Origin of the sequence: Sulfuricella sp. (assembly GCF_035531155.1) — a bacterium.
Lineage (GTDB): Bacteria > Pseudomonadota > Gammaproteobacteria > Burkholderiales > Sulfuricellaceae > Sulfuricella.
On record NZ_DATKTK010000031.1, the window covers coordinates 1 to 13945 of the forward strand.

General features: G+C 58.7%; 12 protein-coding genes. 8 read left to right on the plus strand and 4 right to left on the minus strand.

The genetic code is table 11. The features are described 5' to 3' along the window. The first annotated feature begins 531 nt into the window (after positions 1 to 531). From VMV64_RS06360 to VMV64_RS06380, 5 genes are read left to right on the plus strand one after another with little or no spacing between them, the layout of a single operon-like run. Positions 532 to 762, plus strand: a complete 231-nt coding sequence (locus VMV64_RS06360; RefSeq protein WP_325329120.1) for a DUF6967 family protein — start codon at positions 532 to 534, stop codon at positions 760 to 762. Positions 763 to 782: 20 nt separating this feature from the next. Beyond that, positions 783 to 1403, plus strand: coding sequence for a type I-MYXAN CRISPR-associated protein Cas6/Cmx6 (gene cas6, locus VMV64_RS06365; RefSeq protein WP_325329121.1), 621 nt, complete (start codon positions 783 to 785; stop codon positions 1401 to 1403). A gap of 50 nt (positions 1404 to 1453) precedes the next feature. Then, complete coding sequence (locus tag VMV64_RS06370) at positions 1454 to 1783, plus strand: TusE/DsrC/DsvC family sulfur relay protein (RefSeq protein ID WP_325329122.1); 330 nt, start codon at positions 1454 to 1456, stop codon at positions 1781 to 1783. Positions 1784 to 1806: 23 nt separating this feature from the next. Further along, entirely contained in the window at positions 1807 to 2706 is a 900-nt protein-coding gene (locus tag VMV64_RS06375; RefSeq protein ID WP_325329123.1) for a sulfurtransferase, read from the plus strand. A 1-nt stretch (position 2707) separates the two neighbouring features. Next, the gene (locus tag VMV64_RS06380) at positions 2708 to 3313 is read left to right on the plus strand and encodes a hypothetical protein (RefSeq protein ID WP_325329124.1); all 606 of its coding nucleotides are present in this window, start codon (positions 2708 to 2710) and stop codon (positions 3311 to 3313) included. A 46-nt stretch (positions 3314 to 3359) separates the two neighbouring features. Here the strand turns inward: VMV64_RS06380 and ppdK are convergent, their stop codons facing one another. Then, positions 3360 to 6152 (minus strand): pyruvate, phosphate dikinase, encoded by a 2793-nt coding sequence (gene ppdK / locus VMV64_RS06385; protein WP_325329125.1) that lies wholly within the window; start codon positions 6150 to 6152, stop codon positions 3360 to 3362. Positions 6153 to 6489: 337 nt separating this feature from the next. Continuing rightward, complete coding sequence (locus VMV64_RS06390; RefSeq protein WP_325329126.1) at positions 6490 to 8730, minus strand: diguanylate cyclase; 2241 nt, start codon at positions 8728 to 8730, stop codon at positions 6490 to 6492. A 323-nt stretch (positions 8731 to 9053) separates the two neighbouring features. On the opposite strand from VMV64_RS06390, the gene VMV64_RS06395 reads away from it, so the two are divergent. Beyond that, entirely contained in the window at positions 9054 to 9809 is a 756-nt protein-coding gene (locus tag VMV64_RS06395) for a pentapeptide repeat-containing protein (protein WP_325329127.1), read from the plus strand. 7 nt (positions 9810 to 9816) lie between these two features. Here VMV64_RS06395 and parC read toward each other — a convergent pair whose 3' ends face one another. Continuing rightward, a complete protein-coding gene (gene parC / locus VMV64_RS06400) occupies positions 9817 to 12198 on the minus strand; it encodes a DNA topoisomerase IV subunit A (protein ID WP_325329128.1) in 2382 nt (793 codons plus the stop codon). Positions 12199 to 12388: 190 nt separating this feature from the next. Between parC and VMV64_RS06405 the strand changes: the two genes are divergently transcribed. Continuing rightward, on the plus strand, positions 12389 to 12601 hold the full coding sequence (locus tag VMV64_RS06405; RefSeq protein ID WP_325329129.1) for a DUF2892 domain-containing protein: 213 nt from the start codon (positions 12389 to 12391) through the stop codon (positions 12599 to 12601). 320 nt (positions 12602 to 12921) lie between these two features. Continuing rightward, positions 12922 to 13464 (plus strand): DUF488 domain-containing protein, encoded by a 543-nt coding sequence (locus tag VMV64_RS06410; protein WP_325329130.1) that lies wholly within the window; start codon positions 12922 to 12924, stop codon positions 13462 to 13464. 4 nt (positions 13465 to 13468) lie between these two features. On the opposite strand, the gene VMV64_RS06415 is transcribed toward VMV64_RS06410, so the two are convergent. Continuing rightward, positions 13469 to 13879, minus strand: coding sequence for a BON domain-containing protein (locus VMV64_RS06415; RefSeq protein WP_325329131.1), 411 nt, complete (start codon positions 13877 to 13879; stop codon positions 13469 to 13471). Positions 13880 to 13945 lie beyond the last annotated feature (66 nt).

The following is a 13945-nucleotide window of genomic DNA, read 5'->3' on the forward strand; positions in this document are numbered from 1 at the left end:
CTGGTCGAGCATAGGCGTGTCGTGTTGTTTCTTAGCCATAGTTTTTTAATCTCCAAAAAAATTGAAACGGACGCAAGTTCCAGTCCTGCACGGCAAAGTTGCCAGCATCCTGAATTAATAAATCCTCAAAAGCCGGCGGCCTATACCCCGCCCGCTCCGCACGCTCCTTTATGATTTGCTTCTTTCACAAAAACTAAAGGAACCACGTCACCAGCTTTGAATACTACTGCCAACAAGGAATGACTTTCTACTGTCATCTTGGGTGGCGGATACTACCCATCCGGGTTATTCGCCACCCCCCTGCTTGGGATATACCCTGGCCACCTCTTGATTCCTGGCTGCCCTATCCCCATATAATACGGCAACGCAATGTTTACGAACCATTTAAGACGCAGAATCTTGAAGCCGTTGTTTCCGCGTCGAGACCCGGCAGTTTGCTAAATATTCGCGGCGAGGTCAAGCGGCGGATTGCTTAGCAACTTTCGTCTATCTGTTTTGATCAGGGTCTACGTTTAAGGATTGGTTCACGCAATGGCAATGGAAGAAACCACAAAAATCGACAAATTTACTGCCTCGCCCTTTCGGCAGGAAATTGAGCTGCACCACGTAGACCACGAAGCGGGCTTCTCCACGCTACGCGTAAGGATCCGCGAACTGAAACGTTTCACCGTCTTTGACATCGACGAACATACTGCCGAGCATTGGGGGCGCGCCTTGCTGGAATGGGCGGAAACCCGCAAGAAGGAAGGAGCACCAAAATAGGCTGGCCAATCGAAAGCGGCATGGTCAACCCCGAATTTGACAATGCCGCAGTAACCGAAGTTCACTTCGAACTGCAAGGCACTCTGCTGCCCCGGGATCACGGCTATCCGTTGTTCCTCGAACTATCGCGTCTGCTGCCCTGGCTACCCGACGAGACGCTGGCTGCGGTTCACCACATCCATGGCGCAGAAACAGGCAAGGACGACCTGCTTATATTGAACCGACGGGCCAAGCTTGTGATACGCATCCCCATACATCGAGAGGCTGACCTGGCGATTCTGTCTGGCCAGACCCTCATGATCGGCGGCTTCAAGCTGACCATCGGCAAGGGCAAGACCAAGCCGCTGGCACGCCACTCTCCACTGTATGCTCACTGCGTCACCACCGGCAGCATGGATGAGGAAGGCTTTGCCAGCGACATCATCCGCATATTGGATGAACTTAAGATCACCTGCCGCTTCATCTGCGGCCGGCGTCAAACCATCACCACCGCCGATGGCGTGGCCTATGGCTATAGCCTGCTGCTGCACGAACTACCGGTGGAACAATCCATCCTGGTGCAACAGCGCGGCATGGGCGGCAATCGCAAAATCGGCTGCGGCATCTTCATCCCGCACAAATCCACCAACGCTCTGGTGTAGAATACCCCCACATTTTTTGTAACCCGCAAACTTTCAAAGGAGGAATCATAATGGCATACGAAGTAAACGGCGTTGAGTTTGAAACCGATGAGGAAGGCTATCTGGTTGAACCGAACTACAGTGACGAGATTGTCCCCATGATCGCCGCAGCGGAAGGCCTCGCGATGAACGATGAACGCTGGGCAATCGTCAAGTACATGCGTGAGCAATACAAGGAGCATGGCCACACCCCCAACTTCCGCGCGATGCTGAAAGACTGGGAAAAGATTCGCCCCGGCACCGACAGCAAATACCTCTACACCCAGTTTCCCGAAATGCCGGCCAAACAGGCTGCCAAGGTAGCTGGCCTGCCCAAGCCTTACGGCAAGGGCGGATACTAACGTCTGGCAATGGGTAATGGGCGATGGGTGTAACCCGCGCCCTACCCTACTCCTCCCGCATCACTCATCACCCCATGAAGTTCACCACTCTAGTTTCCACAGAGGAACTGGCTCAGCATCTTGGCGACCCGGGCTGGATCGTCTTTGACTGCCGCTTCACGCTCACCGATCCGGAAGCGGGGCGTCGCGCTTACCTGCACGGCCACATCCCGGGAGCACGCTACGCCCACCTGGACGATGACCTCTCATCCCCGATTACACCCACCAGCGGCCGTCACCCGCTGCCCAGTCCGCAGCTTCTGAGCGAAAAACTGGGACTCTGGGGAGTGGACAACACCAAACAAGTCGTCGTCTACGATGACAGTTTCGGCTCTATGGCGGTAAGAATGTGGTGGCTATTACGCTGGCTGGGCCACGATGCCGTAGCCCTGCTCGATGGCGGTCTACCCAAGTGGATGCGGCAGAAGCTGCCCGTCGCCACCGATCTACCCGAAATTATTCCGACCCAATTCATTCCCCGTCTGCAGAACGCGATGTGGGCGGACGTTACTGAAGTGGACCAGGCCCGGCAGAACCACAACCGGGTGATCATCGATGCCCGGCCGGAAGATCGCTTCAGCGGCGAACGCGAACCGCTGGACAAGGTGGCGGGACACATCCCCGGCTCCATCAACTGGACTTTCGAGGAAAACATCGATTTCGACGGCACCTACCTGCCCGCAGAGGAACTGCGCACCGCCTACCTCAACCTGCTGCACGGCGTTCCGCCAGAGCAAACGATCCACTCTTGCGGCTCCGGCGTGACCGCCTGCCACAATATCCTGGCCATGGAAATTGCCGGATTGCCGGGCGGCAAGCTCTATCCCGGCTCGTGGAGCGAGTGGATCACCGATACGTCCCGTCCGGTAGCCACAGGAGAATGAAATGAAACCGATTCGAATCAAAACCAACTGGTTCAAGAAAGATGGGCAACCCAAGGATCCCACAGAAACCGCCTCGGTGCTGGCCATGATCCTGTGGCGCATGGCGGACAGGTTCACCATCAACCTGTCAAAAGCGGATTACGACATCATCACGCCTCAGCGCGGTTTTGTCCTGATGGCCGAGTTCCTCGCCTTCGAGGTACAGTACGCCGACCGCCTCGCCTACAATCGTATCGATGATGCAACGCGTACCGCCTTCATCCAGGCGCTGGCCAAGCGATTATCCGAAATGATGGAAGAAAACATCCTCGAAATCGCGCCGAATAACGACGAAGGTTACGATTACAAAGCCGGCTTCATCGACCTGCTCAACCGTCGCCTGGTGGATTACGCCACCTTCGACCTGGTTGACGAGAAACCCGGATTCGCCACGCTGCGCTACCTTGGCAACTGCATCCGCGAGGTCATGGATAAGCGCGACCAGCCATGGATCATCGACCAGATCATGGAAATCGAATCGCCGGAAGCGGTAGAAACCATCAAAAAAACGATGCGCGGCCTGCTGGAAACCGAAGAAGAGTACCCGCCTCTACCCCCTCTGGAATAAACCTCTCCAATCAGGATGCACTCCACGCCTCATCCAATAGACTGACTCAGCTCGGATCCTGGTATTCCCCCTCCAGCAGCTTGGCTTGCGCCGCCGCCAGACGTGCGATCGGCACGCGCGGGCCGGAACAGGACACGTAGCTGAGGCCGATGTGGTGACAGAAGTGGATCGAGCCGGGATGTCCGCCATGCTCGCCGCAGATCCCCATCTTGAGATCAGGGTTGGTCTGGCGTCCTCTCTCTACCGCCATCTTCATCAGCTGCCCCACTCCTTTAATGTCCAGCACCTCGAACGGGTTGTCCTCCAGGATGCCGGTCTCGGTGTAGGCCGGCAAAAACTTGTTTTCAGCATCCTCGCGGCTGAAGGAGAAGGTCGCCTGGGTCAGGTCGTTGGTGCCGAACGAGAAAAACTCCGCGGTTTCCGCCATGCGCCCGGCGCGTACGCAGGCGCGCACCACTTCGAGCATGCTGCCGAACTTGAATTTCACGTTGATGCCATGGGTCAGTTCAACCACCTTGTGGATGCGCTGGACATAGCTGTGGATGCGCTTGAGTTCTTCCACCGTGGCCACCTGCGGCACCATGATTTCGGGATAGATTTCGATTCCCTCCCTGGCGCATAGAGCGGCCGCCTCCAGAATCGCCTGGATCTGCATCGAGTAGATTTCAGGATAGGTAATCCCCAGGCGCACGCCGCGGTGTCCCAGCATGGGATTGACTTCCGCCAGTGCCCGCACCTTTTTCAGGATCGCCTCCTTCTTGCCGATCACATCCTCTTCCAGGTGCGATTCTTTGAAGGTATGCAATCCGCCCATCAGCTTCAGCAGGCCGTCGGCGTATTGCTGGTAGAGCTTGGGATTGAGCAGCTTGAGGGTTTCCGGCAGCTCCTCCAAGCCCTTGATGGTGTCGCGCAGCTGGTGCAGGTGGGCGATTTCCAGCTCGAGCTGCGCGGCGGTGGGCAGAAACTCGTGCATCGGCGGGTCGAGCAGGCGCACCGTCACCGGCAGCCCCTTCATCGCCTTGAAAATATCCTTGAAGTCGGAACGCTGGATCGGCAACAGCCGGTCGAGCGCGGCCTGACGCTGTTCCGGCGTTTCCGCCAGGATCATTTCCTGCACGATGGGCAAGCGGTCGGTGCTGTTGAACATGCGCTCGGTGCGACACAGGCCGATGCCCATGGCGCCGAAGCCGCGCGCCTTGGCGGCGGCTTCGGGCGTGTCGGCGTTGGCCAGCACCCTGAGGCGCGCAACCTCGTCAGCCCAGGCCAACAGAGTGGCCATTTCCTCCGAGAATTCCGCCTCCACGGTCGGCACTTCGCCGGCGTAAACGTGGCCGGTACTGCCGTCGATGGTGATCACGTCGCCTTCCTGCAGCGTGGTGTCGCCGATCTGGGCGCTGCGTAATTTGTCGTTGATCACGATCTGCTCGCAGCCGGACACGCAGGGCTTGCCCATGCCGCGCGCCACCACTGCGGCGTGCGAGGTCTTGCCGCCGCGGCTGGTAAGGATGCCCTGTGCCTGGAAGAAGCCGTGGATATCCTCGGGCTTGGTTTCCTCGCGCACCAGGATGATTTTCTCGCCGGTACGGCCGCGGATTTCGGCGCTGTCGGCGTCGAACACGATCTTGCCGGAAGCCGCGCCAGGCGATGCCGGCAGCCCCTGTGCCAGCGACTTGCCGTGGAAATTAGGCGACAGCTGCGGCACCAGCAGCTGCTCCAGGATCAAGGGCTCGATCCGCAGCAGCGCGCGCTCCTTCGTGATCAGCCCTTCCTGGAACATTTCCACCGAGGTGCGCACCATGGCTCGGGCGTTCATCTTGCCGTTGCGGGTTTGCAGGCAGTAGAGCGTGCCTTTCTCGATGGTAAACTCGAAATCCTGCACTTCGTGGTAGTGCGACTCCAGCCGGTTGTGCAGTTCCATCAGCTGCCGGTAGATCTCCGGCATTTCGTCGGCCATCTCGGCGATCGGCTTGGGCGTGCGTATGCCCGCCACCACATCCTCGCCTTGCGCGTTGGTGAGGTATTCGCCGTAGATCACATTCTCGCCGGTGCCGGGGTTGCGGGTAAAGCCCACGCCCGTGCCGGAATCGTTGCCCATGTTGCCGAACACCATGGTGCAAACGTTGACTGCGGTGCCGTTGGCCTGCTCTTTGGTGATCCTGAACTGCTTGCGATAGTCCACCGCGCGCTTGCCCGACCAGGAGCGGAACACCGCTCCCACCGAGATTTCCAGTTGCTCATACGGGTCCTGGGGGAAAGGCTTGCCGCTGTGGCGCTCGACGATGGAAAGAAACTCTCCGGCCAGCTCCTTGAGGTGTGCGGCAGTCAGGTCCACGTCCAGCGGTGCGCCATATTTTCTCTTGATCGCCGCCATCCGTTCATCGAAATGCTCGTCGGCGATACCCAGCGCAATCTTGCCGAACAACTGGATGAAGCGGCGGTAGGCGTCGTAAGCAAAGCGCTCGTTGCCGGTCTGCCTGATCAGGCCCGGCAGCGAAATTTCGTTGAGACCGAGGTTGAGGATGGTGTCCATCATCCCTGGCATCGACATCGCCGAGCCGGAACGCACCGAAACCAGCAGGGGGTTTTCGCCGCTGCCGAAACCCTTGCCGGTTTTCTTTTCCAGCGCCGCCATGTGGCTTTTGATATCGTCCATCAGCCCGTCCGGCAGCTGGTTCTTCTCCAGATAGGCCAGACAGGCCTCGGTGGTGATGCTAAAACCCGGCGGCACATTCAGCCCGATCTGCGTCATCTCGCACAGATTGGCGCCCTTGCCGCCCAGCAGCAACTTGTTTTTTCCGTCGCCTTCTTCGAATGCGTAAATATATTTTTTCCCGCTCATGGCTGGCGCCCCTTAAAATTTTTATGGGAATATAGACGAATTAAATGATATCACGGGCACAAAGAAAAATGCGCCCCACAAAAACACCTTAACAAATTCTCATCGAGAATATGAGTGCGGAAAAACAAGCGGCAGAGATAATAAATATAATTATTCTTATATTATTCAATAAATAAAGAAGTTACAGAGCATCACACAAACGTCAATATTTATCTAACTCATTTATATAACATATCTTTCAGCTAATTGGCATACCGGATACCGTTCTGCGGTATTTTCGATAGCCGAAAAAAACCGCGGGGCGACCGGACGACACAACTCAAAACCCAACCGGATGTCATGCCTTTGACACCGTCTTGGCCGGCTCCGGCGCTACCACTACGCGGTTACGGCCCTGCTGCTTGGCGGTGTACAGCGCTTCATCCGCAGCCCGTAATGCAGCCTGCCATGAAGCGCCATGCTTTGGAAAGGTTGCAACACCTAGGGAAAGCGTCACCTGCGGCAACAACTTTCCGCTATATTCCAGGTTTATTTCCGTGAATGCGCTGCGCCATTGTTCGGCTCGCAGCAACGTCATCTCCGTCGATGCTCCCGGCAAGATAACGACAAATTCCTCGCCGCCGTAGCGGCAGGCGATATCGACGCCGCGTATATGGCTCTGCAGGAAACGACCGGCCTCCCGCAACACCGCGTCCCCAGCCTGATGGCCAAAGGTGTCGTTAAAATTCTTGAAGTGGTCGATATCGACCATGACAATGCTGAAAGGTGAACCGCTACGCTGGGCCTGCAGCTCTTCTCTCATTATCATTTCTTCCATGTGCCGGCGATTGTAAAGACCCGTGAGGGGGTCTTGAATCGACAGCGCCAACAAGGTTTCATGCAGCCGGATATTCGCGATGGCGAGCGCCGTGCGTTCCGCCAGATTTTCAGCGAGCTGCAGGAGGCTGACGCGCTCCCGCTCCTGTATCTCCTGGTCCGGGTCCAGCCATGCCGCCAAGCCTCTCAGGTGCAGAATTCCCATGGTCTCGGCATGCGCCGTCAAGGGGATGCAGATATAGTCCCGCAGGGCGCCTCCACCTACGTGGCGGCAATAGGGCCCTGGATGGGAGGGGCCAACCACGTAGGCTCTTCCACCGCGCAGTGCCCAGCAGTCTTCCGGCGCGAAGGTCAGTTCCGCAGGGGGAATCTCGCCCCAGACTATGCTGGCATCAACCGCGCCACGCGCCGAACTGGTCATGAACAGGCCACCCGCTGAGGCGTTGAAAAATTCCTGCGCAAAACGGGAAACCACCGTGTTGGCTTCCTCGGCAGTCAGGCAGCTTTGCAGCAGATTGCTCATTTCACTGAGCTTGGTCATTTGCGACGAATGCCGTTGCAGCACGTCCAGCGAACCTTCCAATCGCTTCTTGGTGGTTTCAAGCTGCGTGGTTCTTTCCGCCACGCGCAACTCAAGTTCCTCGTTGAGTCGTCGGACTTCCTCTATCGCATGTGTGCGCTCCATTTCACGCCTGTCGAGTGCTTCTGACATTCCATCAAAGGCTTCGGCCAGTTGCCCCAGCTCGTCCTGGCTATGGGCAATGCCGCTGCGCGCACCGAGGTTGCCGGCGCGCATCAGCTCTGCCGCCTTTCCCAAGCGGGACACGCGCCGCAGAATGAGCCTGTCGTTGCCCATCCAGACAATGGCGATGACCAGCAGGATGGCGATCAATAAAATTGCGGTCTGCTGATAAAGGAGAGGCTTGGCAGCAAGAATGACAGCCGACTCAGGAACACCCACAGCCAGATAGGTGATTCGTTCCGGCGAGCGAGATACCGAGGCAAACGCAAGCAGGGAAGGCACGCCATCCAACCCGGTAACCTGAGCGACGCCTTCGCCGCCTTTGGCCTGTATGGTTCTCAGCAGCAGGCTATCCGGCATGGACTTTCCGGTTAGCCCGGCTGGATCGGGAAATCTGGCAAGAACCCGCCCCCTGTCGTTTAAGAAGGTCATGGTGGCACCTTCATAGGGAAGCGCCGAGATGAGCCGTTTGTTTGCATGCAACAAATCAACAGAGGCGAATACGACTCCACGCATATTGCCGCTCGGATCCTGAATCGGCATGCCGAAATTGACCGATGGCCAGCCTGAAACCACCCCACCGAAGTAATCTCCCACGGCGAAAGCGCGCGTTTTCATCGCTCGCTGAAAAAAATCCAGGTCGGAAAATTTGACGGGTGATTTCACGGGAACCGCGCTGCAAACCAGCTCGCCTTCAGGGCTGATCAAACCGATATTGATGTACCCTGGAAAGCCCTGCATCATCCCGGACAGGACGGCATCGCAGCTTTCAGGCGCAACGGCTCTGATTGTGGGAAACCGAATCAGGGCTTCGAGCAGGTTGTGCGCCTCGACAGTTAACTGCTTCTGATTGGCGGACACCAGCTTTACCACGCGCATGACGTCAGCCTGCACCTCAGCAACTTGCTGGTTGAATATGTGCAACGAGCTGTAGACCGTCAACCCGAGCGAAGGGATGGGAGCCAACAGAATGAGGATCACCAGGCGGTTTCTCAGCGCGGAGAATAATCCGATTTTCATATTGTCAACACCAGAAGATCCATTCCGGGGAGCCATGCTCCTCAGCAATAAAATATGCCTCCGGGCAAATGCCGCGCGCACAGAGATGAGGATGCTTCTGTATTTATAGTGCAACCAGGAAAAGATTTGTGGCTAAGGGATTTCAAGCATCCGCTCCTCCAACGCAACCTTGAACTTGAGGCTACCCCATCAGTATAAAGCCAACCGGGGCATCACTAACGATCATTGACTGACCGTAATCTATAATTAGGCATGAGAAATTCGCCTTCGCGAGCCCCACCGCGTCATCAGGGGAAACCCAGCATCTCCGCCAGGAGGCAGCCATGACCATTAAACTCTTACAGATGGCCCTGCTTGCCCTAGGGCTTGCATCAATCCTCGCAGCTGCGGAGCCGATCGCCGATCGCTGCGCCAAGCGCGCCCCCGCCGCCGACCTCTCCGGCTGTTCCTTCGCCGGGCTCGACCTTACCGGCGCCCATTTATCCGGCGCAAAACTTGAAAACGCCAACCTGCGCGGAGCTCGCCTCGATGGTGCCGATCTGCGCGGCGCCAACCTGAAATGGGCAAACCTCAGCCGCGCCAGCCTGCGCAATGCCGACCTCAGGGAAGCGGATTTATTCCATGCCACCTTCGACGAGGCGGACATGAGTGGCGCGCGTGTCGGCAAGGCCAATCTTTTCGGTGCCAATCTCATTGGCACCCGGGCAACCGGTGCAGACTTCTCCGGCGCCTATCTCAAGGACGTACTGATGGAAGGGATCGACCTGTCGGGCGGCTCCCTGGCGGATACCTACATGCTTCGTGGAGTGATAACCGGCGGACGCTTCGTGAACACCAACCTCTCCCGCGCCGACATGACCGGGGCAGCGGCAGAAGAATGCGATTTTACCCATGCCGACCTCTCGGGAACCCGTCTCCTGGGCGCGTCGCTGCGTGGCGCCATATTCAAGAACACCCAGCTAAAGGGCGCCGACTTTTCCAACGCGGACCTGTTCAATGCCGTCTTCGATGGCGCCCACGACCTGCCTCCATCGCTGATAGAGGCGGTGGAAAGGCGGTTAGGCTTCAAGCCGGAATGATTGAAGATCAGTTCGAAACTTTGGTTGTTTGCAGCGCCTCGACCTTCAGGTTGACCGGCTTGCCCTTGCGCGCACGCTTGGTCACCTCGAACTGCGGCGCCTCCTCGATCGTTCGTCCTCTCCTGACTCCCTTCAGGATCAGCGCATCGGCGAAAACGCCGACGAGCTTCAAGGCCTCCTGCTTCTCCAGACCCATCAGGATCACTCCGCGGCCCTTCGGCATTTGTTTGACCTCACCCAGAGGAAACACCAGCAGCTTGTCGCCACTCGACACGCAAGCCACGTAAAGCAGGCCGCCTTTCTGGATCCTGGCCGGAGGCAACACCTGTTCGCCCTCCTCCAGCGTCATCAGCAACTTGCCGCCCTTCTGACGCGAGGCCATATCCGCGATCGTAGCGATGAAACCGTAGCCGCCGGAATTCGACAACAGCACCCGGTCTTCCGCCTGCCCGGTCAGGGCGCTGACGATCTTCGTGCCGGGCTGCAGGCCCACCACGGAAGCGGCTGGCGCGCCGTCGCCTTTGCCGCCGGGAACCTGCGAGGCGGTAATGGTGTAGGCGCGTCCGTCCGAGCCGAGCAGGATCACCGCATCGGGGGAACGGCACTCGATCGCGACAAACAGCTTGTCGCCCTCCTTGAAGGAGAGCGTGGCCAGGTCGATGCCGTGCCCCTGGCGCTGGCGCAGCCAGCCCTTCTCGGACAGGATGACGGTCACCGGCTCGTCCAGCACGGCGGCTTCGGACAACGAGGCGCGCCTTTCCGGCTGGATCAGCGTGCGCCGGTCGTCGCCGAATTTCTTGATATCCTCGCGGATTTCCTTGGCGACCAGGGTCTTCATCCGGGCCGGGCTGGCTAGCAGGGATTCCAGCTTGGCGCGTTCCTTCAGCAGTTCGGCGATTTCCTGCTCGATCTTGATCCCTTCCAGGCGTGACAGCTGACGCAGCCGGATTTCCAGGATGTCGTCCGCCTGCCGCTCGGATAGGGAATATCGGGCGATCAAGGCCGGCTTCGGTTCGTCGGATTCGCGGATCAGCCGGATCACCTCGTCGATGTTCAGGAAAACGATGTGCCGCCCTTCCAGGATATGGACGCGGTCGTTGACCTTGCCGAGGCGGTGCCCCAGGCGCTTTTCCACCGTCGCAATCCTGAACTGGCACCATTCCGAAAAAATCGTGTAGAGCGATTTCTGCATCGGATTGCCGTCCAGCCCCACCTGGACGAGGTTGAACGACACCGTGGTTTCCAGGCTGGTGTAGGCGAGCAGGGTGCGGGCGAACTCGTCGCGGTCGATGCGCGAGCTTTTCGGCCCGAACACGATGCGCACCGACTGTTCCTTGTCCGATTCGTCGCGTGCCGTATCGAGCAGCGAGAGCAGCAGGGTCTTGGTCTGCGTCTGCCCCTGATCGACGGCCTTCTTGCCGAGCTTGGGCTGCGGGTTGGTCAGGGCTTCGATCTCCGACAGCACTTTCGCCGCCGACGCGCCGGGCGGCAGCTCCGTGATCACCAACTGCCATTGCCCACGCGCCATCTCCTCGAAGACGTAGCGCGCGCGCACCGCGATCGAGCCGCGGCCGCTGGTGTAGGCATTGCGGATTTCCTGCGGGCTGGAAAGGATCTGGCCGCCGCCGGGGAAATCCGGGCCGGGAATCATGTCGAGCATCTGCGCCTCGCTGAACGAGGGCGACTCGATCATCGTCGCGGCCACCTCGCACACTTCGCGCAGGTTGTGCGGCGGCACCTCGGTGGCGATTCCGACGCCGATGCCGGAGGCGCCGTTGAGCAGCAGGAAGGGCAGGCGCGCCGGCAACACCACGGGCTCCTCGAAGGAGCCGTCGTAATTCTGCCGGAAGCCAACCGTACCATGGTCCAGTTCGCCCAGCAACAGTTGCGCGATCGGCGTCAGCCGCACTTCAGTGTAGCGCATCGCCGCGGCAGAATCGCCGTCCAGGCTGCCGAAGTTTCCCTGACCATCGATCAGCGGGTAGCGCAGCGAGAAATCCTGCGCCATGCGCACCGCCGCCTCGTACACCGCGCTGTCCCCGTGCGGGTGGTATTTACCGATCACATCGCCGACGATGCGCGCCGACTTCTTGTGCGGCTTGTCCCATTCGTTGCCCATCTCGCGCATGGCATAGAGGATGCGACGCTGCACCGGCTTCTGGCCATCGCGCACGTCAGGGATGGCGCGCGACTTCGACACCGCCATCGCATAGGCGAGATAGGCCGCCTTGGCATAGTCCGCGAGGTCGTCCTGCGGCTCGGCGGCGGGCGGTTCGGCGGGCGGCTCCGGCGGTTCTGGAGGCTGTCCGGCAAGCGCCGTATCCTCGTCCGTCAGCGCTTCCAGTTGCTCGAAGAGATCGGGGGTGATGTTGTCTATTTCGTCCTTCATCTTGTCTCTTGTTTCAGGATTTACGATCAAAAATGCATTGTAGGATAGCAAGCCAGCCTGGATGGCGCCATAGGCGAAATCCAGAAGTTCAACAGCGCAGGGCCAGACCGAAGGATACGGGAAACCCCTTATTGCATCTGCAAAACCATGAACTATAAATACAATACTTACTTGGCATCAGGAGAAAATCATGAAATGCAATGTCGGCGGAATCGATCGCACCGGTCGTATCGTGATCGGAATAGTGTTGCTGCTTGTCGGGTTGGCAACCCCTCTCGATATGATATGGCGGGTAGTGGTGCTGATCGTTGCGGCCATCGCGCTCTTAACCGGAATCGTGCGATTCTGCCCGGTAAATGCGATTTTTGGTATCAATACCTGCGAACGTGAGGGAAAGGGATAGTAAGGTAGCCTGGATGGCGCCATAGGCGAAATCCAGGAATTCAACAGTGCAGGCCCCAGAGGGATTGCGCGCCCTGGGCTTCAGCCGGCAAAAGGCCCGTGCCTTGCGGGAACTCGCCGACGACGCCGAAGGGCGCGTGGACCTGGAAGGGGTTGCCGTCCTGGACAACGAAGCGGCAAAGAAGCGCTTGCTGGAACTGCACGGGGTGGGCCGCTGGGCCGCTGGACCGCTGGACTGTGAAGGGGTATGCCGGGCGGTAAAGCGCTGGCAGCCTACTTCCATCTGCTGCTGCATGGGCTGGCGGAAACGGGAGAGGTGGCGTGACAAACCAGGCTTCGGAACATCCGCCCACCGTGTTTACGATCGGGCATTCGACCCGGGAACTGGCAGACTTCATCCACCTGCTGCAAGCCCACGGCGTGACCCAAATAGCGGATGTGCGCAGCGTCCCCCGCTCGCGCCACAACCCCCAGTTCAACCGCGACACCCTGCCCGACGCGCTGCAGACCGCCGGCATCGGCTATGTCCACCTGCCGGGACTCGGCGGTCTGCGCCACTCCCGCGCCGATTCGCCCAACCTGGCCTGGCGCAACGCCTCGTTCCGCGGCTACGCGGACTACATGCAGACCGACGCGTTCGCGGAAAACCTGGAACAGTTGATCGAGCATGCCAAGCAAGAGCATATCGCCCTGATGTGCGCCGAAGCCGTGCCCTGGCGCTGTCACCGCTCCCTCATCGCCGACGCCCTCACGGTGCGCGGAATCCCAGTGGAAGACATCATGAGCGCCACACACCGCCAACCCCACACCCTCACACCCTGGGCGCGGGTGGACGGTAGCCGCATCACCTACCCCGCGGAGTGATATCTCAGCCCGTCGACTTAACCACCAGCTTGTTTTCAACCTCTTTTACGCCAGCCACGGCACCCGCTATTTCTTTGGCTTTATCGCTGTTTTGCTGCGTATCGACCGATCCGCTCAGCGTCACCACTCCTTTCATCGTGTCGACATTGATTTGCAAAACTTTGAGGCCCTCCTCGGCAAGAATGGCTGCTTTGACTTTAGCGGTAATCGCAGCATCATCGAACACCTCACCGGCTTTCTCGCTTTGCGCACCAAGCTTCTCTGCTGCCTGTTCCATTTTCTCGCCAGCTTTCTCAGCCGCCTGGTCAATTTTCTGGCCCGCCGTTTCTGCGGGCTTGGGCTTGTCGCATGCGACGAGCCCAGCGGCAATAGCCATTGAAACCACGACCAATTTAAATCTCTCCAAGGTATTCATTTACGATTCTCCAAATTATGTTTAGTAAATTGCCTGAAAATCACAAGCCTGACGCCTGATTCGGCG